Genomic DNA, 21,199 nt, shown 5'->3' on the forward strand with positions numbered 1-21,199 from the left:
ATAACAACAAAAAACTTGTGTCTGATCGGAAACATTGAATTTGCATGTCGCCGGGATAAGACGTAATTTGAAGGCGAACAAGGTTTCCTGATAGGCACCAGACCATTTGCCGGGGACACGGTAGCGAAAGGACGGCGGATTTTGATGAAAAATTTCGTTATTCTGGGAGGCGGCTACGGTGGCCTTACCATTGCCAAGGAATTACTCAATAAATATATTCCCGATGATGTACAGGTTATTCTAGTGGATCGAATGCCCTTTCAGGGATTGAAAACAGAATACTACGCCCTCGCGGCGGGGACGGTATCTGATTTTGATTTACGGGTACATTTTCCCGATGAACAACGGCTCATTCGCAAATATGGGGAAGTTACTTCAATGGATCTGGAAAATAAAATCGTACATTTTCAGGATGGCGAGCCGTTGCCCTATGAGCAGCTTGTGATTGCACTGGGCTGTACGGACCGTTTTCACAATACACCGGGGGCTGAAGAACATAGCTGTACCATCCAGTCCTTTAACAATACACGTCAAACGTATCTGCGTCTGAATGAAATCAAGCCTTACGGACATGTGCATATTGTAGGCGGCGGTCTGAGCGGTGTTGAGATTGCGGCGGAATTGCGCGAAAGCCGCACGGATTTGAATATTACCATTATGGATCGGGGCGAGCGGGTGCTGTCAGCATTCCCGCAGCGTTTGTCTGCCTATGTGCATGCCTGGTTTAAGGAGCATCAAGTTGATGCGTTAAATCATGTGGGGGTTTCCCGCATTGAGCCGGGCGCTATTTACAACCATGATGAAGAAATTGTGACGGATGCGGTTGTATGGACTGCCGGGATTCAACCCGTGAAAATCGTGCAGGATTTAGCTGTGCCCAAAGATCCTCAGGGCCGCATTGTGCTAAATGAATATTACCAAATTCCGGATCATCCCGAGGTGTATGTAGTTGGAGACTGCGCCAGTCTCCCCTACTCCCCAAGTGCTCAGGCGGCCGAGGTGCAAGGTGAGCAGATTGCACACATTGTACACGACCTGTGGAAAGGCCACACGCCTCACCCGCATCCTTTGAAGCTGCGTGGCACATTGGGTGCGCTTGGCAAGAAGGCCGGATTCGGCTATGGTTTTATGGGCAGCACCTCGCTGCGTGGTCGTGTACCCCGCCTGCTCAAAAGCGGCGTGCTCTGGAAATCCAAACGTCATTTTGGCTAATCTGTTGTTACAACACACAAAGAAGACCTGCTCTGGGAGCGGGTCTTCTTTGTGTTAAACATGTATAGACGGTGCATATATCATAGACAGAACGAAGCAGGCTGACGAATGATTAACATCTTAGTCTAGATCAAGGTTATCCCACGCCTCGGCTTCTTTGATTTTGTTCATAATCACTTCGTACAGCAGCTCTGCTGAATCGGCAGATACAATCTCGCCGTTGACCATCGCATACGGCTCTGCGTTACACTGACCACAATTGCTGAGGCAGCCGTATTCAATGACGTCGTAATCCGGGTTTTGCTCCAGTCTGGACATAATTTCATCCGTGCCAAAATGCATATTGCTGGTGCAAAATTCAATGATGGGTCTTAACATTTTTTCACCTGCTTTGGTCGACGGGCATTTTAATTTGGCCCGCTTTGTAATATAATATATAAGGTATAGGAAAGGAGTTGAATTCTAATGAGCGAAACACAAAGCATTCCAATGTATGATGAAGTATCCGAAGTATTGGATAAGCTTCGTCCGTTCCTGCAACGCGATGGTGGCGACGTTGAACTGGTTGATGTAGAAGACGGCATCGTTAAGCTGAAGCTGGTAGGCGCTTGTGGCAGTTGCCCAAGTTCCACAATCACGCTGAAAGCAGGGATTGAACGCGCTCTTCTCGAAGAAGTCGACGGCGTCCAAGAAGTGGTACAAGTATTCTAATGCTTGATGCATAATGATCATGAGAGTCTTGACTTCGGTAACGAAGCTCAAGACTCTTTTTTTGTGTGACGGAGTCTATTGGATCTTAATCCCTTATATGGTCGGTCGAATCGGGTCAAGCCCTCCCGACACATCCATAATATTGCCTGTGATAAAATCCGAATCCTCATCACACAAATAAGCAATCACTCGCGCAATATCCTCTCCACTCCCCGGACGTCCACGCGGTGTCTCTTTATCCTGCAAGCCGATGACGTCGGCAATTGACTTTTCCTTGTTCGCACCCCGGATATCCCCGGGACAAATCATATTGACCGTGATACCATAAGGAGCTTCCTCCACAGCGAGTGACTTCGTAAAAGAAACCAGCCCCACCTTGGCGGCTGCGTACACGGCGCGATGCGGCCAAGCCCGTGCTTCTCCAGCATGACCAAAGCCAAAATGAATAATACGTCCCCATTGCTGGTTCCGCATATGAGGTAGTACCAGATGATCCAGCAGCATCGTACCGACCAGATTCCCCTGAATCATGGTATGAATCTCGGCTACACTGTAATCCGCAAACAAGCGGCGTTCCCGAATGAACGGTCCGGCGTTATTTACCATAATATCTACGCCGCCCAGCCGATCCTGTACTTCACCGATCAGCCTTGTAATATCTTCCTGAATCGAAATATCTCCTTGCAAAGACAGACAGCGTACTCCCTTGGCCTCAATCACCTGCCTAAGCTCTTCGGCCTCGGTGTGGCTATGCACATAATTCAGTGCAATGTCACAGCCTTCATCAGCCAGACGCAGAGCGGTCATTTTACCTAATCCTTTAGCACTGCCCGTTATAAGTGCGACTTTGTGTCTCAACAGTTTTCCTCCTCTTCACAGAGAACGGTCACCCCCAAGTATAAAATATTTAGGCTTCGCCTACAACTCCAAGCAAAAAAGAAACCCCAAATCCTCTTGTTCAAGAGATTTCGGGGTTGGGGTTCAACGCGTTCTCGTTCCCAGCTTAAAATGCAGGGATAATCGCGCCTTGGTATTTGTCTTCAATGAATTTTTTAGTTTCAGGGGATTGCAACGCTTTGATCAGCTTTTGAATCGCTTCGGAATCTTTATTATCCGGACGCGCTACCAGAATGTTAGCATATGGAGAATCTTTATCTTCCAACGCCAGTGCATCCTTTGTAGGGTTCAGCTTCGCTTCCAGAGCGTAGTTCGTGTTGATCAGTGCAATGTCCACTTCAGGCAACTGACGTGGCAGCATAGCCGCTTCCAGCTCCTTGAATTTCAGGTTTTTCGGGTTTTCTGTAATATCTTTTACGGTAGCTTCGATGTTGCTTGCGTCTTTCAGCTTGATCAGACCTTGTTTGGCCAACAACAACAATGCACGACCTCCATTGGTTGCATCGTTCGGGATGGCTACGGTAGCACCGTCCGGAATTTCATCAAGCTTTTTATATTTTTGGGAGTAGATACCGAATGGCTCCAGATGAACCGCGCCTACAGATACCAGGTCCATTTTGCGCTCTTTGTTCATAACATCCAGGTAAGGAACATGTTGATAGAAGTTAGCATCCAGTTGCTTGTCGAACAATTGTACGTTCGGTTGTACGTAGTCGTTAAACTGAACGACTTGAAGACGGATGCCCTCTTTTTCCAACTGAGGCTTGATCGCTTCCAAAATTTCCGCATGGGGCACAGGAGAAGCGCCAACTTTCAGCTCGACTTCACGTGGTGACCCGCCTGTGTTTTGGGTCGCATTGTTTGTATCGGATGTCGTGTTTTTTGTACCGCAAGCAGCCAGCACCGCAATTAATGTCAAGCTTAATACAGCCAATACCCATTTTTTCATGTGATTACCCCTCCAATAAATTGTAGTGTTCAGGATTCAGACGTCCTGATCAATAAGGATATCTATATGGTTCCTTATTTTCGAGTATAATGTCGCACCAGACGGTCACCCGCCATTTGCAGCAGTTGCACCAGTACGACCATTAGTACGACCGCAACGATCATTACAGCCGTTTCATAACGGTAGTATCCGTAGTTAATAGCTAGTGTACCCAGACCACCGCCCCCGATCATACCGGACATCGCTGTATAGGATACGAGCGTAACGACGGTAATCGTTAATGCAGCGAGCAGACCCGGCAGTGCCTCACGCAACAGCACCCGACGGATAATCTGCCCTGTAGAGGCGCCCATGGCTTGTGCAGCCTCGATGACACCCTTGTCCACTTCGCGCAATGACGTCTCCACGAGACGGGCGAAGAATGGCGCAGCACCAATGACCAGCGGCGGAATCGTACCCAGCACCCCCGTGGAAGTCCCCACCAGCGACCGTGTAAAAGGAATCAGTGCAACAATCAAAATAATAAACGGTACGGAACGCAAAATGTTTACGATAAAGGAAAGTACTACGTATATCACCTTCATCAGGCTCCATGAAGAACGGCTTGCCAGAAATAATAAAATCCCGAGAGGCAGACCAATAATAAGGGTGAACAACGCAGATGCACCGAGCATCTGAAGTGTCTCTAATGTAGAGTTACCTAGTTCTTCCCAACTCACTTGTGAAAAATCAAGTTCACTCATTGTCCGATCACCTCCACATCAAGTCCCTGACTGGACACTTCGCGCAGCGTATGCTCAATATCCTCCTGATTTCCTTCAAAACGGACGATAAGCTGTCCATACGGTACGTTTTTAATTGTGGAGATGGTTCCCTGCAAGATCGCAAAATCAACGCCGGTACTACGAGCCGTTCGCGACAGAATCGCATCGTATGTCTTGCTACCCAAAAATGAAATCCGTACAACATGCGCCGATTCGCCGCCTCCTGCTGCCGCAATCGCTGCTTGCAGCTCCTCGGGATGCTCAGACTCCCGCTGGATAAAGTCCTTGGTCACCTGATGCTGCGGCTTCAGGAATACTTCTGCCACCGGACCTTGCTCCACGATGTCGCCCTGATGAATGACGCCGACACGATCACAGATGCTTTGAATGACATGCATTTCATGCGTAATCAGCACGATGGTCAAATTAAAGCGCTGGTTAATGTCTAACAGCAATTTCAGGATGGACCCTGTCGTCTGCGGATCAAGCGCCGAAGTCGCCTCGTCGCACAGCAGTACATGAGGATCACTGGCAAGCGCTCGTGCAATACCTACCCGCTGCTTCTGTCCACCCGAGAGCTGTGACGGATATTTAGCGCTGTGTTCTTCCAGACCGACCAGTTCCAGCAATTCACGAACCTTCTGGTCCAGCTTCTCCTTCGGTGTATTTACCAAGCGCAACGGAAAGGCAATATTGTCATATACCGTCGCCGAGGATAACAAATTAAAATGCTGAAAGATCATTCCAATTTTACGACGCTGTTTCTGTAACTGGGATTGGCTTAACGTGGCGAGATTCACGCCATCTACCCATACCTCGCCCGAGGTTGGACGTTCCAATAAATTAATACAGCGGATCAGCGTACTCTTCCCCGCTCCGGAATGACCGATGACTCCAAATATTTGACCACGCTCTATGGAAAGATTCAAACCGGACAGCGCACTAACGCGTCGGCTGCCTTTGCCATAATGCTTGGTTAATTGCTTAAGCTCTATCAACGTGCTGCGACCCCCTTCATTCTTCCTTACCCTTTTAAGCGACGTTCATCTCTCAGGATTTATAAAATTCCTTCTCTAAAATTATACAAAAAGAGCCCCTTTCACAGAAATGAAAAGGGCCCCACCATGCGAACCTTTTCTTATCTGTCAAAACCGTTATAAGTCTAGCGGTTTTGTAGGAATTAGCACCATAATGTTCCATTCCGGTGTTTCACACCGGAAAAGAACGGGTTGCCGGGCTTCATCGGGCCAGTCCCTCCACCTCTCTGGATAAGAAAATATGTTAAACTCCAGCTTTAGCTGTCCGTTAAATTTGATATATAAAATCATAATTCAAGCATTTTCTGAAACTAGATTTCAGTATAGATAGTTTACATAGCTTTGTCAAAGGATATTTTCTCGCATAATTATGGATGAGCTTCCCGATTCTCCCACTGTTTTGCCGTATAATGAAAGGCAGTCGCCAGAGAACGGTTTACCATCTCCAGACCTTGCTTCAAATCCTCCAGGTGATGATCCAGATCCTCCAGTTGTATCTTGCCGTACAAAGCACGATGCCGCTGCCAGAGATCATCCTGCATTTCCGTATTCATATAGTGTATCTCCGTATTACGCCGCTTGCGCAGTCGGCTAATAGCATCGGTATATGAGTCCTTGATATCATTTAAGCTGTCCGTCATTTCAGGATGCATTTTCAAATATCTCAATTGCCGCAGCACGGTAAAATACGAATAATGTGCCTTGTACTGACCCGTTTTCAGATCATATAGATCGTTGAGCCAGTTCCCAAGCTTATCCAGAATGGAAAATACCCGCACAAACCCGTCTTTATAAAAGAAGACGTACAGCGCGTAATCCGATTTCTCATCCACGCTCATATCCTCGGCATATCCGGCTTTGACTTTCGTTCGGAAAAAGGCGGCAGCATGATGGCTCTGCTCCAGCTCATCCAGAGATGACATCAGGCCGCGTGTCAAAATATCCGCCTTGCGAAAATCATGAGTCGGATCTCCACTGGCCTGAATTTGCCGCTCCAGCAGTTTCAGCATGTCTGACATGCTATTCATAGCATCCAGCAGGCTGCCCTTGTTCACACGTGGCGGCTCGCCTAGCAACTTGCGTATCATGCTCACGCCTCCTTTTATGAATGTAAAATCCGGTTGTTGGGTTGGCTAGGGCGTCAAGCGAAATAACTCGTCCACCGTTGGTCTACAAGCTTAACAATATCCTCGCGCGGCAGCACTTCATCCGGGTAGCCCGGCTTCATACGCGCATCCACTACAATGGGCAGCTTATAGTTCAAATGATGCAAACGTACCTCGCTGTCTGCATACATATCCGTAGCCGGGTTAAACCGCGTAAACACCGTCCACAGGAATGATGCTTGTGAGCGAACGACTTCCTTGGCATCATCTACAATAAAGACAAGCGGCCATTCCTGCTCACCCGCAGACAAACGCTCCAGTACCCGCGCTGCCAGCTCAGGCTCCTGCTCAAAGGTCGCACCGGATACGACGAGACATCCTCCGCAATACGGCTCAATTTCGCGAATACCCGGCAGGTCGCCACCTTCATAGGCACGATGCAGTTCGCGTACAGGCTCACCTACACCCATCAGGATTGCTTTACTGCCGTGATTCAGCTTACGGCCCGTATAATCAAGTGTATCGTGAGACGTATGATTGAAAATAAATAAATCCGTCGCTGGATTAAATCTCTCCAGAATGGTTTCCAGTAGCAGGTTAAAATCAGATAAATCGATGACCCGATCCGTCAGCATCAGGAATTTGGTCAATGACAATTGGCCCTGTCCCAAAATGGTAAAACCTGATACCAGCGCTTCGCGGGAATAGCTTTCACGCACAACTGCCGCTGCCAATGCATGTACACCCGTTTCTGCGTAAGCCCACAGAGACTTAACGGAAGGCATCACAAGCGGATAAGCAGGTGACAACAGACGTTGTAAAAATTCACCGAGATAATAATCCTCCTGCCGTGGTTTACCTACAATGGTTGCTGGATAAATGGCATCCTTACGGTGGTACATATGCTTGACATGAAATACAGGGAAATCATGCTGCAAGGAATAGTAGCCAAAATGATCGCCAAACGGCCCTTCCGGACGACGTTCGTGAGGCGGCACATAACCGCTGATCGCAAATTCGGCCTCTGCCGGAATCCGGTGACCGCCGAGTGGGTCTTCTGTCATTGGCAGCTTGCCGCCCATAATGAGCGAGGCAAGCAGTAGCTCAGGCAGATTTTCCGGTGCCGGAGCAATTGCGGATGCAATCAGGGCTGGCGGCCCGCCGATAATAACGGTCGTAGGCAACGGCTCATTACGAAGCTCAGCTTCATGATAATGAAAGCCGCCGCCTTTATGGATTTGCCAGTGAATCCCGGTGGTCTGATCATCATAAATCTGGATGCGATACATGCCCAAATTATGATCCTTGGACTGACCCGGCTTCTCGGTATATACGAGCGGAAGCGTGATAAACGGCCCCCCGTCATCCTGCCAACTCGTCACTCTTGGAAGTGGAGCCAGCGGAGCATCCGTACGGCGAACTCCCAGTACAGGAGCCTCGCTATGGGATACCGTTTTCAGCCCTACTTTTAGCATGTCCTTAATCAGCCCACGTTCATTCCACAATGCCTTGGGGGTAGGTGGAAGCAATGTTTTGGTCGCCCCTACAATCGTATCCATCAGTTGTTCCGGACGAGGCCCAAAGGCCATATCCACACGACGGTTTGTGCCAAACAGATTACTGGCTACAGGGAACGGAGTACCTTTTACATTGGTGAACAGCAATGCCGGGCCTTCTTCCTCAATAACTCTCCGATGAATTTCGGCCAGCTCCAAATAAGGATCGACAGGTGCTTCTATAATTTGAAGATTATTTTCTTTACGTAGCGCTTCAATAAATTGGCGCAAATTCTGGTAGATCAACTGGACGATTCCTCCTAAGCAAATCAAGCCCTCGAGAAACTCGCGGGCCTGGTTTGTTTCTTATATGCTATTATACGTTCTCCAACGCCACTTGGGCAAAAATCCGCTCCACTATGATCTATGAAATGCTTAGGTACGTTGTGCTTGGGTCGGAACAAGCTTGCGGTCCGGTGACAATTGCCATACACGATAGCTCAGATAAGCCAAGATGGAGAACAACGATGCAATCACCAGCATATGTCCCAGCACGATAAACATGTAGATTTCAGGTCTGTTGACGTACAACAAGATAATTCCAATCACCACTTGAAGCAAGATTAACAAGACCGATACGACACCCAATATACGGATATCCCGGTGATTCGGGTGATAACGGTATGAGTAGTGACCCACAGCCAAGATAATGACGAACAGCAGACCAGCTGAAATCTGATGAAGCAGCAGCGGAGATATGAAGCCCCCAATATTTACAACCTTCTGGATGACCGAGTGACTAAGCAACGCCCCTGAATAGACAGCAATATAGGTATAAATCGTCGATAGCCATATAAAGTTACGAAAGCCCCGACTGACAGGCCCAGGAATCAGACGCGGGGTGTAGCGTGAATCCGCATGCTCCTGCCAGGCCCCCAGCGTCATCATGGTCGCACTGGCAAAAGCGATAAGCGCAAAGCCAAAATGCAGCCCCATGACTGCAGCAGATTGGGAAAAGATGACAGCCAGTGCCCCCATCGCTCCTTGTATGATGACAAACATTAACGTCAGCAACGAGAATAGCTGTAAATCCTTACGATGCTTCATAAACAGCAAAAAGCCAACAAAAGAGGCAATGGAGAGTATGCCAGCCATGGCACTAACAGAGCGGTGCGTAAACTCAATAACAGATGCGATCGTATGTGCCGGAACCAGCTTGCCGTTACAGAGCGGAAATTCACGTCCGCAGCCCAGCCCCGAATCCGTCCGCGTCACGACGCCTCCACCGAAGGTAGCCAGAAACATGACAATACATGTTACGAGTGCAAGCCACTTTAATATTCTGATTTTGTTATTCAAAGAATTCACCCGTATCCTTCCAAATATAATATTTATTCACTTCATAATGTTGTGAAATGATCACTTAAAATAATTATAACTGATATATCGTTCCTTGACATACGTGCTTTGTTGACAAAATGTGAACGTGTCCCGTGAGAAAGCCGCCCCCTTTGGAAGGAAGCGGCTTTCTGAATGCCCTAATGAATAGAATTCCCCTCGGAACCCTTATGCCATGCACAACATCAATTATTTAGCCAAGCTGGCGTGTACTTCCACAGCCCGATCCAAGAACTGCTCAATTTCTTCGCGGGATTTACGCAATCTGTTCACCAGACGCACCAACTCGCGGCCTTCACTGTAAGCGATAAAGCTGGGAATACCCAGTACGTTTTGCTCCTGGCTGACGCTTTCCGCCTGCTCTACATCAATCTCAATTAATGTAAGCTTGTCTGCATATTGCTGTTCCACATCAGGCATGAACGGATCAATGAAATGACAATCTCCGCACCAGGCCGCTTTAAACACTGCTACTGTTACGCCAGAAGTAGATATTGCCTTATTAAAGTCTTCATGAGAGACGATCTTTTGCATGGATGATTCCTCCTTGAATTCTGTTTGTAAAAAAAAAGAACTTGTGCTTTCTATTGTAACGCCAATTGGCGCTTTTGCACACTCCCCTATTATTCCCGAATCACCGATTGGAAGCCCTGCTATCGAGACATACTAACAATATACTTCAGAACACACATAGAACATCCCTGCATACTTAGCGGAATATGGAGTGTTCTCAGACTTTGAATGGAGGTTATCCAGTATGTCTTTCACCGAATGGTTTCATGTGGCATCACGCCAGCTTCAGGGGGGGCTAAAGCTGCTGGGTTCCGTACCACGTGCTGCGGAGGAAGCGTGGGAAGGCAAGCGGGCGGCCTGGACCGAGTCCCGCAAGCTGCGCTATCCACTGCGTGAGCTGCCGTGGGATGATCAAGCCGCACAGGCCGCCATGGATGAAGCCGAAGCACTCATGATGGGGAATGGACCCGCTTCCCGTCCCTATATCCTGAATATGCCCTTATCCGAAACGGACTGTGAGCTGGTCGAACGGATCAAGAACGATACGGCACAGGAAAATCGCAGCAACATCACCCGGACAGCCGCTTATCTTGAGTGCTATCACGGCTACCCCGAGTTACATTGGGCGCTGTTGGCTCATCTGGTTTCTCGCAATGGTGGCTATAACATGACCGATTTGAAGGGCGGTCTGATCGACAGTCTGTTCGGCGAACAGGAAAAGGAATGGTTATATCGGCTGCTGGAGCGCTGCAATGCCCTTATTTTTCAGGACGCCTACCCGCAGCTGCAATTATACATGCACAGCCGTCATCTGGGCCGAAGCTTCTTTCATTTGCTCCCCCATTTTCATGTATCACCATTCATGAGACCCTTCTGGGAACGTTTCTGGGCTTGGAGGGACAGTTCTCTCTTAAGCGTAGCCCTAATCATCAATGAACAAAACTATATTGAGGGCCGGGTGGTGAAAGATCCGTATTTCCAAAAATTTGTGACGCACAAGCCGGGCTTTTATTTGCACGATTGGCTCCAGTTGAATCAGGTCATATTTCCGCTTGGGCTAAACGACGGCCTCACCGGACTTGTAATGGAGCGATTCGGCCATCTGGATGAGCGGATCGGCTTCGGTAAAAGTCTGTATGCCATGCTGTTCGGTCACCAGCAGGTGCTGGATCAAGTAACAGCATTCGCTACCAGCGTGCCTCACACTGGCTCACGCAGCGACTATTGGCCGGGACTGTTCACTCCGCACAAAGAAAAAGCGCTGCGCTCTCCTGAAGAGAGTGCAGCGCTACTGGCACATAAATGTCTGCTGCCGGGACAACGCCTGTACAGCCCCGAGCTGAACGCCGTCTGGTCGGATACGTCTTATGATCCGATCCCCCGTTACGACTGGTTTCAGGACGGCTCCACGCTCGGGCATTTCAGCGAGCCAAGACGACCGCTGTTATTCGCCATGCGGCATGAACACCTCCATGGCATCCAAAAAACAGCGATGGCCCATGACGCGCATGCCAGCCTGCGGCCTTTCCACTGAAAAAGCTGGAGAACTGCCTATTTTTTAGCCTCGTTGCCCTGTGGACTCACGCTGGAGACGCATCAGCGGACGCAGTACCTTTTGCAACACACGCGGGTAGTTACCCAGCTCATCCCGGCGCAGTACGCGCAGCACAACCAGCAGCACCAAATAGCATACCAGTACAGCCGCTCCGGCAATACAGCACGCGATGAAGAAGGCCACACGTGCAGGCATGATATGAACCAGCAGAATACAAGCCTCATTCACACCATATCCAATGGCTCCCGAAAGCACGACTGCGGTCAGAAAGCCTGCCCAGCGACGGCCCATGATTGAGAAGGATACGATGCCTTTGAGCACATGCAAATTCAGCAGCGTAATCACGAGGAAACATAATCCGGTTGCGGCAATGATGCCGTAAATCCCGAGCCAGCCAGCCAGCAACCAGCTCGCAGCCAGCTTAACAACGATACCGACCAAAACATTAACCATTGAAATACGCGGTTTGCCCATGCCGATCAAAATCGAGTTAGAGGTCATCATCGTGATCTGGAATATCGTTCCGAGTGTCAGAACAGCGATAATCCCGCTGCCTCCAAGCGAACTGAACAGTAAGCCATTGATGGAATAGGCGGTTACACACAAGGCCAGCACAATCGGCATTCCGGTCAAAATAGAGATCCGCAAGGCCAGCGTCATCTGATTTTGCAAATGCTGTTCATCCTTGCGGGCAAAAGCCGCCGAAATGATCGGAATGAGCGATTGACTGAGCGCGATAGCCAAAATCGGCGGAATCCCCGCCACACTCTGCGCACGTGCTCCCAAATAACCCAACTGGGTCGTTGCCTGATCCAAGCCGATTTGGACGGACAGGAGTCTAACCACAATCGACGTATCAATAAAGTTAACGGCCGGAACTGTCAAAGAAGACAATACAATTGGAATAGATAGCGTAAAAATGTCTTTGTAAATGCGCATCATCGGCAGTGCGGAGCTTTCCTCCTGGAATTGCTCTTGTCGATCCTGACGATCCTGGCGACGCATTTTCACCGTGTAATACAGCATGACCGCCAGTGCGCCAATGCTTCCCATGACACCCCCGAATGATGCCCCGGCCGCCACCTCACGATCTCCATAACCGAGCTTCAAAATAATAAATGCGAGCAAAATAGCAGTAGCCACCCGTGCGACCTGCTCCACAATTTGTGAAATACCGCCTGCGGTCATGTTACCGCGCCCTTGGAAGTACCCGCGCATCATGGCAATGGCGGGAAACAGCAGCAAGGCAGGTGCCAATGCCTGAATAGCCAAGGCCGACTGAGGAACTCCCGCCACATGCTCGGCAAAATAAGGCGCTCCAAAATACAGCACCACCGTAATGATAATGCCAGCCGCCGCCGCAAACAGCAACGCCGCATGATACACACGTCGTGCTTCTGAAGGCCGATTCAGCGCATAACGCTCGGAGACCATTTTGCTCAACGTGCTTGGAATGCCTGCTGTAGCCACCGTGAGCAACATCAAATAAGCATTGTTTGCAATCGTAAACGAGGCGTTCCCTACGGAACCGAGCAAATGCTCCAATGGAACACGCTGTACCAGACCCAGCACTCTCGCCACCAAGGCGGCTGCGGCTAAAATAAGCGTACCTTTAAGGAATGTTTCTTTATTGGACAAAATGCGTTCCCTTCTTTCTTGCTGTTGACACGCATGCAAAAGCTCCGCAAAGCAGTCATGGCCTGAGCCATCACCGGTGCGGAGCCGCATGTCGATTCTGTCTCTGCAAATCACAAGCATAGGATGTTAAGCTAGAACACCCAAATCAAGAATACAAGAATCATGACAAGCTGTAAAATTACTTTCATCACGGTGCTGGTAAACAGCCCTAATACAGAACCAAAGCCCACTTTAATCGCTCGATCCAGCGGGGCCTTGCTAATTAGTTCACCCAGCACAGCGCCAATAAACGGCCCTAAAATCAGACCAAACGCTGGAATAACAAAAGGGCCGATAATAATCCCGATGGTACTAAGGATCGTGGACAGACGCGAGCCGCCAAATCGTTTGACCCCCCACGCAGTGACGGCATAATCTGCAACAAATAGCGCAACTACTATTAGTGTCTGTATGATCCAAAACCATACATTATATGGAGCAAACGAGAAAAACCAGCCGTACACAAAAAATGCAAAATAGATGGCGAGCGCCCCTGGCAATACGGGATATACCGCCCCGGCCATGCCAACAATGAACAGCGCAACGATAATAATCCAGCCTACAATGTCCATTGGCTCCCTCCTTCTCGTCCAATTATCCCAGATGTTTTAATATTCGTTTTCCTAGACAAGTACATAATCGCGGATAACTTCAACGATGCCATCTTCATTGTTCGAAGCGACGACCAGATCGGCCGCTTCTTTTAGCGTATCCTGTGCATTGCCCATCGCAACACCCAGTCCAACCGCTTGAATTACAGCCAAATCATTCAGACTGTCACCTACTGCGACTACCTGCTCCATTGTAATCCCGAGCAAATCGCATACTTCTGCAATCCCACTGGCTTTCGATATGCCCGCCGGGTTAATTTCCAGATTCGTCATGGAAGAGTTGGAAATTTCAAGTCCGCCCATATCCTGAAGCTTGAGCAAAATTTGATGACGAATTTCGTCATTTTCCGTATTATAACCGAATTTGAGCCATTCCTGTGTATCCAATGTATCCGGCCAACGATCTCTGTTATATAATTCCTCAGTGGAATATGCCCAGAACCAGGACCCTGTTTCTACAGCAATCCGGTGCATTTTCCGAACTAGCTCCTTATCAAGCAAATAACGGCGCCACAGCTCATGAGGGGATTTCCATACCTCACTGCCGTTTACCGTTACCATAGGCGTATCCAGACCGAGCTGTTGCCCGTAAGGCAAAGCATGCATCGCCGCCCGTCCGGTAGACAAGCACACGTGAATCCCCTCTTGAATCGCCTTATTAATCCAGTTGATCGTTTCCAGCGTAATTTCATGATTGTCGTTCAATAAAGTTCCATCCATGTCGAGCGCAAGCAGTTTATATTTATATTGGTTTTCTCCCATGGGTTCTCTTCCTCCTGTATGTCCCTTATGTCCAACGACATTTTACCATGAAAAAGAGTAGCCCACAAAAGAATTCAAGTCCTCACTTTGCGGTCTGCCGCTTTTTAGGAATACCATCCAGCCCGTAAACCTCGTCATATGCGTCAAATATTTTACGCGCCACAGGTCCAGCACTCGTCGCGCCAAAGCCCCCTTCAGGAATAATGACCGCGACGGCCAGCTTCGGATTTTGACGCGGAGCAAAAGCAATGAACACACCGTTATCTTTAACAGCACGTCCCACCACCTGCTGGGATGTCCCCGTTTTACGGGCATAATCATACGGAAACCCGTTAAATGCGTTAACATCCGTAGCCATACCGCGAATCACCGTATTCCAGTACGTATCTGAAAAAGCGACCTCATTCAGCACCTTGGGCTTGAACTCACGCACGAGGTTTCCTTGATCATCCACAATTTTACTGACCAAATGCGGCTGCATACGCTCGCCTTTCGTTGCCAGCACGGTCGTATACTGGGCAAGCTGCATCGCCGTATATTTCCCCTGTTGGCCAAAGGATGCCTGTACCAAGCGTGTCAGCGCACTTTCATGCTTGCTCGTATACTCAAGTCTGCCTGCCCATTCGCCCGGCAGATCGACTTCAGTCGGTACGCCTAATCCAATTTCCTTCATATACTTATCCCATACATCAATTCCCTGATGTACCTCTGCATGACTTCCATATTTGGCATACAGCGGCTTGCCGATCATATCCACCATGAAAGTATTCGATGAGACTTCAATTGCCCTGCTGGGGGTAAGAGGACCATACACATGTCCACTCGAATTACCAACCCGGCTGGAACGATTTTTACCATAGTACGCGCTCCCCGTATCCAGATAAGTTTGTCCGGGAGAAAATAAGTTTTCCTTCAACCCGATCAGCACGGTTAGGGGTTTAATGGTTGAACCCAGCAGCACTGAGGATTCCGGGTGCGGACCCGCTTTTCCACTAGGGACAGATTTAATCGTTCCGTTCCCCATTTTATGCTGAATTTCGTTATATACCGAAGGGGATGTACTTCCCGTCTTCCATACATTGGAGTCATAGTCCGGCATACTTGCCATCGCTACGACATTTCCTGTCTCGACCTCCATCGCTACAGCGAAGCCAGTGGTGGCATCGCCGTGGAGCTTACCCGATACCGGATGGGTATGAAGCCAACGAAGCTGATCCACAATCGCTTGTTCGGTTTTTTGCTGAATCTCCTTGTTGATGGTGGAATACAGATGGTATCCCTTTTTCGGCGGAGTAATGGATTCAATGCCTTCCGGCATGCTGCGCGGATTTACCTCTACCGTTTTATAGCCGTTTTTTCCTCTCAGCTCATCCTGATACTGAAGCTCCAAGCCATCATATCCGACGGTCTCACTTTCCGAGTAAACCTGTTCGGGTCTTTGGACCTCCGAATTGGCTTGATATAGCTCTTTGTACTTTGGCCGATTGGTCCGCGCTCCTTTGAACTTGTACATATATCCAATCGTTTGCACCGCCACCCGATCCGGGTCATAATGGCGGATACTTTCTTCTACAATCTCAATTCCGGGAAACTCCTGCCTGTGCTCCAGAAAATATGCGATTTCCTCCTGATTTAAGTCAGATTTGACTAGGCGCGGAGTAAAGCCCCTGTATTGAGTATAGTCCTTGTCCAGCCGTTCCTTAATTTTCTCCACATCAAGCTGCTCGCCCTCTGTACTTCCTAACTCATTCAGCTTGGCTGCAAGCTTTTCAGCAAAAGCATTAAACTCTGGAAGCAGCTTTTCCCCCGGCTTACGCTCTTTTTCTGCACGTTTGCTATAATCCTTTGATAAGGTCACATACAACGACTGTACCGGAGTTGAATACGCCAGCTTGACGAGACCCGTAGAGTCATAAATTGTGCCGCGACTTGGGGCTAACGGGACATTTTTCGTATTTACGGATTGCTGCTGCTCCTTCAGCTCTGCCGATTGCACAAACTGTAAGACCGCCAGTCTGGTAATGATAATGGCAAATAACACAAAAACACTGAAAAAAAGAAGATTAGTCCGAAAAACTGTCCGCTTTTTTTGTGCTTCTTCATTCTCATCATGACTTTTCTTTTTGAATGAAAACTTCTTATCCAAGCTTCCTCTGTTCATATTAGCTGGTCATTACTCCTTCCAATTAGGGTTTCATATTCCTGATCCTACCATATCTAAAGCAATAAACGATGAATTTAATGGTGACAATTTTGTAAGAAAACGTATAAAGATCATAAAAAAAAGCTCCCCTCAGCACAAAGGCCGAGAGAAGCTTGAATGAATTATTACGTAGTACTTTATTATGGCTGTTTAACTGCATTAGGATCGGATGCTGTAGCATCCTTTTTCTTAGGTACTCCATCCAATCCATACACTTCATCATAGGCATCAAAGATTTTACGTGCCACAGGTCCTGCGCTCCAGGCCCCGAAGCCACCTTCCGGAATGACAACCGCTACAGCCAGCTTGGGATTCTTTCGTGGTGCAAAAGCAATAAATACCCCGTTATCCTTCAGTTTCCCGCCTACGCTTTGCTGAGATGTACCCGTTTTGCGGGCAAAGTCATAAGGGAAACCATTAAATGCGCTGACGTCTGTTGCCATCCCGCGTATAACTTCATTCCAGTAAGCATCCGGGAATTTCACTTCGTTCAGTATCTTCGGCTTAATCGTTTGGACCACATTGCCGTTAGTATCTTTAATTTGACTGACCAAATGTGGCTCCATCCGTTTGCCCTTGTTAGCAATCATCGCTGTATACTGGGCAAGTTGTATCGGCGTATATTTACCCTGCTGACCAAAAGAGGCAAATGCCAGCCTGGAAAGTGCGGACTCTGTTTTACTCGTATACTCCAGCAACCCCCGAAACTCACCCGGTAAGTCTACTCCTGTGGAAACGCCTAATCCAAACTCCTTCATATAACGGTCCCACACCTTAACGCCCTGGTCTTCTTTGGCATTATTGATATATTTGTTATATAAACGTTTGCCCACCATGTCGACCATAAATGCATTAGAAGAATGTCGAATGGCCGAAGCCGGGTCCAGCCCGCCGTATACATGACCTGAAGAGTTCTGAACCCGTGACGAATTGTTTCGCCCGAAATAAGCCGCCCCAGTGTCTTGATAGTACGTGCTTGTTGTAAACAGTCCTTCCTCGAGTCCAACAAGAACGGATAGAGGCTTAATAGTCGATCCTAGCAGCACTGTTGAGTCTGGATGCTGTCCACTCTGACCTGAACCAAAGTTTTTAATAGTGCCATTTTGGTAGACATGTTCAATCTCTTTATATTTGTCTGTTGAAATAGTGCCGTTTTGCCAAATATTTGTGTCATAATCCGGCATACTGGCCATCGCTACCACATTCCCTGTGTCCACTTCCATAGCTACAGCAAAGCCAGTTTTGGCATAAGGATGAGTTTTGCCAGATACAGCATGAGTATGCAGCCATCTTAATTGATCCATAATGGCGTTTTCTGTTTTAACCTGAATCTCCTTGTTGATGGTGGAATAGACGTTATTCCCTTTTTGCGGAGGTGTTACTGAATCTACACCCTCCGGCATATTACGCGGATCAATCGGGACGGTTTTGTAACCATTTTTCCCCCGCAACTGTTCCTGATACTGCAGTTCCAATCCATCAAAGCCAACAGATTCGTTATCCATATAAATCAGGCCTGGGTCATTATCTGCGGAAAGAGACTTCTGAATGTCTTTATATTTCGGCAAAGTTTCACGCGCACTTTTGTAGCTTTTAATGTAACCAACGGTTTGGACAGCCACCGTATCAGGATCATAATGTCGTACGGTTTCCTCCACAACATCTACCCCTGGAAACTCACTCTTATGCTGCATGAAATAGGCGACTTCATCTTTATTAAGATTGGTTTTAATCAAACGGGGCGTAAAACCGCTAAACCGCTGATAGTTCCGGTCCATAGCGTCCATAATTTGCGCTGCCGTCATTTTAGGCTCATCTTTATTGCCATATTCAGCAAACCGATTTGCCAGCTTTTGTGTCATATTCTCCAGCTCAGGCAACAGCTTTTTATCATTATCACGCAATTTTTCCATGCTGTCACTGTAGTTCTTGGAGAGCGTGATATACAGCGATTGTACAGGTGTAGAATACGCCAGTCTGTTCTGACCGGTTGAATCGTAAATCGTTCCGCGAATCGGCGTAAGCGGCACATTTTTGGTAACATTACTGGCCTCCTGCTGCTTAAGCTGAGGGCCCTCCACAAATTGAAGTATCGCCAGTCTTACGATAATGACCGTAAATATAATGAACGAGCTGAAAAAGAACAGATTGATCCGGAAGCTGAATCTTTTTCGGTCGGACGTCTCGTTTTCTTTTCCCTGCTCGTTGTCCATCTTTCTCATGTGCCCTTTTCCACTCCTTTTTAAATCACTTTATCCTTAATATGTGTCTGTGCAAAACCAGGCGGATTAAACCAGTCTCCACTCTGCGCCCAGGTCGGGTCTAACGGTATCCACTGATTCTGCCCACTCAAGTACACTTCATTCCAGGCATGTGAACCGTAGCCTCCCTGTCCGTTGTAGCCAAGCCCGGTCACCACCTTGACCTGAAGTCCCTGAGAACGGGCCATCACCGCATACAGGCGGGCATAGTCAATACAGACACCCTTGCGTGTATCAAACGTATCTCTGGGCGTCTGCTCATGCCAGTCACCACGCTGCTCATAGGCCTCTACTTTGCCGTAATCATAGCTAATGCGCGTGCCTACCCACTGATACAACGCTCTGGCTTTTTGTTCATCGCCGCTTGCCCCCTCTGTAATCTTGGTCGCGGCCTGCTCAATATCGTTTGGAATATCCCGGTCGATCATTTCATATTTACGCTGCAAAATGCCGTTCAATTCCTTGGTGACGGCCTGCGTAAATACGGGCAGCTTTTCCTTAATCAGCGTACCGGACAATGGTTCAATGACCGATTGCGCCCCTTGTTTATAAATCGGTGAAGCCTGAACATAGCTGCTAAACCCGCTGTCCGGGTATAAACTTACACCTATAAACAGCAAGGCTATGACCATCACAGCGCGTGCTCCACCGATAAGGGTACCAATCCCGGCCCCCGCCAGCCTGCTGAAAAAGCCCGATCTCTGTTCCTGCTCACGCAGAGAGGTATCCGATCTGCCACCCACCACCATCACATAAATCGCACGCAGCACAAATTGCGCGACAGCATAGCTGAGCATGAACAATACAGCAAAACGAAGCAGCGGAAAGCCCTCCAGCCCTGCTACAAGCGTATAATAAAATTGCTCAATTCCGCTCAGTCCCCGTTGCGGCAAATGCTCCATATAAGCGGCCAGCCATTGCTGCACCTTCGGTGAAAGCCACATAGCCAACCCTAATGAGCACAAAATCCCGGCAACGGTCAGTATGCCATCCACAATGAGACCGAATAGTGCACCTACAGATCTGGAAGCTCCTCGCCGCCAGCCCTGTATTAACGACCAAAGAACGATAGCGATCAAAAACACCGTCACGCCATTCCAATGAAGGACAGGCTCCAGCCAGGATGGTTTCATCATGCTCCCCCTGTCTTTACGGCGACTGCGGCGACTGTTGTGTTACAGTCGAGTCTTTCGCACTCTCGATATATTTCTTGACGGTGTCGCTCATGCTCCACTCGCCTAGCGGCATACCCTGAAACCATACCTTGACCTTATCGCCATCGAACGGACCTTTTACCTCCAGATTGGAGCTGGTTACCGAAAATGTACCGTCTCCGTTAGAGGTGTATTTCGCATCCCGTCCTTCCTTGATCATCATGTTCAGGGCCTCGCTCTGAAACTTGTTAATCGCATCATCCTTCGCCTGGGTAACTACCTTGCCCACCTGATCAAAGGAAATACCGCTGTAGATCAGCAAGCCCACAACCACCACTATGACAATCAGCCATTTAACAAGGGTTCTCACAACCTTCAATAGGACAAGCAATAGGACAAGCCCGATTAATATATACAGCCAGTTATCCTGAACGATCTGCCAATTTTGTTTTAAAAACTCTGTCCAGACGCTCTTGTCCATTACACTACACTCCCGTTTTCAACTGCATCTTTTGAATTGTAAAATCGTCTCTGTAATTATACATGATTACATAACTCCCTGTCAGCTTAGCTCTTTTCCGCGTCTTGTCCGCACAAAAAGGGTCTATGTTCGTCCACTCCAGCGTACAACTTAGAAAGAGCTAGTGCTACATAGCAGCATAGATAGTCCATTTAAGGAAAGGAGGTCATCCACTTGAAAACAGCCCTCTGGCTGTATCTGTTTTTGTTCATCGCTTTTTTTGATCTGCATGCACAATATCCTATTCTGACACCATTTGCCATCTCTCTGGGCGCAGCGCCCACCTTTATCGGCTGGATGCTGGGCATATACTCCCTGACTCATCTGCCTGGTAATTTAATGGCGGGGCCAAGAGTAGATAAACACGGCAGCC

The 21,199-nt window shown here is 48.4% G+C and carries 19 protein-coding genes, 1 pseudogene and 1 riboswitch; of the genes and pseudogenes, 4 read left to right on the top strand and 16 right to left on the bottom strand.

Translation table 11 applies throughout. The features are described from left to right. Positions 1–144 precede the first annotated feature (144 nt). On the top strand, positions 145–1,212 hold the full coding sequence (locus tag L696_RS0117020; protein WP_025684714.1) for an NAD(P)/FAD-dependent oxidoreductase: 1,068 nt from the start codon (positions 145–147) through the stop codon (positions 1,210–1,212). A gap of 120 nt (positions 1,213–1,332) precedes the next feature. On the opposite strand, the gene L696_RS0117025 is transcribed toward L696_RS0117020, so the two are convergent. Continuing rightward, entirely contained in the window at positions 1,333–1,590 is a 258-nt protein-coding gene (locus tag L696_RS0117025) for a YuzB family protein (RefSeq protein ID WP_014277865.1), read from the bottom strand. Positions 1,591–1,677: 87 nt separating this feature from the next. Between L696_RS0117025 and L696_RS0117030 the strand changes: the two genes are divergently transcribed. Beyond that, a complete protein-coding gene (locus L696_RS0117030; protein WP_025684715.1) occupies positions 1,678–1,923 on the top strand; it encodes a NifU family protein in 246 nt (81 codons plus the stop codon). A 93-nt stretch (positions 1,924–2,016) separates the two neighbouring features. On the opposite strand, the gene L696_RS0117035 is transcribed toward L696_RS0117030, so the two are convergent. The 8 genes from L696_RS0117035 to L696_RS0117070 form a co-directional block, all read right to left on the bottom strand. Further along, entirely contained in the window at positions 2,017–2,781 is a 765-nt protein-coding gene (locus tag L696_RS0117035) for an SDR family oxidoreductase (RefSeq protein WP_025684716.1), read from the bottom strand. A gap of 145 nt (positions 2,782–2,926) precedes the next feature. Further along, on the bottom strand, positions 2,927–3,769 hold the full coding sequence (locus L696_RS0117040) for a MetQ/NlpA family ABC transporter substrate-binding protein (RefSeq protein ID WP_025684717.1): 843 nt from the start codon (positions 3,767–3,769) through the stop codon (positions 2,927–2,929). 74 nt (positions 3,770–3,843) lie between these two features. Beyond that, a complete protein-coding gene (locus L696_RS0117045; RefSeq protein ID WP_025684718.1) occupies positions 3,844–4,512 on the bottom strand; it encodes a methionine ABC transporter permease in 669 nt (222 codons plus the stop codon). Continuing rightward, complete coding sequence (locus L696_RS0117050) at positions 4,509–5,531, bottom strand: methionine ABC transporter ATP-binding protein (protein WP_025684719.1); 1,023 nt, start codon at positions 5,529–5,531, stop codon at positions 4,509–4,511. Before L696_RS0117050 ends, L696_RS0117045 begins: the two co-directional genes overlap by 4 nt. A gap of 137 nt (positions 5,532–5,668) precedes the next feature. Beyond that, a riboswitch (SAM riboswitch) is annotated at positions 5,669–5,808 on the bottom strand. Positions 5,809–5,938: 130 nt separating this feature from the next. Then, on the bottom strand, positions 5,939–6,658 hold the full coding sequence (locus tag L696_RS0117055) for a Cthe_2314 family HEPN domain-containing protein (RefSeq protein WP_025684720.1): 720 nt from the start codon (positions 6,656–6,658) through the stop codon (positions 5,939–5,941). A gap of 53 nt (positions 6,659–6,711) precedes the next feature. Then, positions 6,712–8,478, bottom strand: coding sequence for a UbiD family decarboxylase (locus tag L696_RS0117060; RefSeq protein WP_025684721.1), 1,767 nt, complete (start codon positions 8,476–8,478; stop codon positions 6,712–6,714). A gap of 129 nt (positions 8,479–8,607) precedes the next feature. Next, positions 8,608–9,540 (bottom strand): COX15/CtaA family protein, encoded by a 933-nt coding sequence (locus L696_RS0117065; protein WP_025684722.1) that lies wholly within the window; start codon positions 9,538–9,540, stop codon positions 8,608–8,610. Positions 9,541–9,759: 219 nt separating this feature from the next. After that, positions 9,760–10,104, bottom strand: a complete 345-nt coding sequence (locus L696_RS0117070) for a thioredoxin family protein (protein ID WP_025684723.1) — start codon at positions 10,102–10,104, stop codon at positions 9,760–9,762. Positions 10,105–10,327: 223 nt separating this feature from the next. Between L696_RS0117070 and L696_RS0117075 the strand changes: the two genes are divergently transcribed. Beyond that, positions 10,328–11,617, top strand: coding sequence for a DUF2515 family protein (locus L696_RS0117075; protein WP_025684724.1), 1,290 nt, complete (start codon positions 10,328–10,330; stop codon positions 11,615–11,617). Between the two features lie 24 nt (positions 11,618–11,641). Here L696_RS0117075 and L696_RS0117080 read toward each other — a convergent pair whose 3' ends face one another. From L696_RS0117080 to L696_RS0117110, 7 genes are all read right to left on the bottom strand, one after another. Continuing rightward, a complete protein-coding gene (locus tag L696_RS0117080) occupies positions 11,642–13,276 on the bottom strand; it encodes a putative polysaccharide biosynthesis protein (RefSeq protein ID WP_025684725.1) in 1,635 nt (544 codons plus the stop codon). Positions 13,277–13,407: 131 nt separating this feature from the next. After that, positions 13,408–13,887, bottom strand: a complete 480-nt coding sequence (locus L696_RS0117085; RefSeq protein WP_025684726.1) for a DUF456 domain-containing protein — start codon at positions 13,885–13,887, stop codon at positions 13,408–13,410. Positions 13,888–13,938: 51 nt separating this feature from the next. Continuing rightward, positions 13,939–14,688: a Cof-type HAD-IIB family hydrolase gene (locus L696_RS0117090; protein WP_025684727.1), complete on the bottom strand. Its 750-nt coding sequence runs from the start codon at positions 14,686–14,688 to the stop codon at positions 13,939–13,941. 82 nt (positions 14,689–14,770) lie between these two features. Next, the gene (locus L696_RS0117095) at positions 14,771–16,849 is read right to left on the bottom strand and encodes a peptidoglycan D,D-transpeptidase FtsI family protein (RefSeq protein ID WP_025684728.1); all 2,079 of its coding nucleotides are present in this window, start codon (positions 16,847–16,849) and stop codon (positions 14,771–14,773) included. Between the two features lie 182 nt (positions 16,850–17,031). Then, on the bottom strand, positions 17,032–19,113 hold the full coding sequence (locus L696_RS0117100) for a peptidoglycan D,D-transpeptidase FtsI family protein (protein WP_025684729.1): 2,082 nt from the start codon (positions 19,111–19,113) through the stop codon (positions 17,032–17,034). A 20-nt stretch (positions 19,114–19,133) separates the two neighbouring features. Then, complete coding sequence (locus tag L696_RS0117105) at positions 19,134–20,285, bottom strand: transglutaminase domain-containing protein (protein WP_025684730.1); 1,152 nt, start codon at positions 20,283–20,285, stop codon at positions 19,134–19,136. Between the two features lie 16 nt (positions 20,286–20,301). Beyond that, on the bottom strand, positions 20,302–20,787 hold the full coding sequence (locus L696_RS0117110; protein ID WP_025684731.1) for a hypothetical protein: 486 nt from the start codon (positions 20,785–20,787) through the stop codon (positions 20,302–20,304). A 213-nt stretch (positions 20,788–21,000) separates the two neighbouring features. On the opposite strand from L696_RS0117110, the pseudogene L696_RS28725 reads away from it, so the two are divergent. Next, a pseudogene (locus L696_RS28725) lies at positions 21,001–21,199 on the top strand (MFS transporter); the annotation flags it as partial.

Source organism: Paenibacillus maysiensis (assembly GCF_000520815.1).
Lineage (GTDB): Bacteria > Bacillota > Bacilli > Paenibacillales > Paenibacillaceae > Paenibacillus > Paenibacillus maysiensis.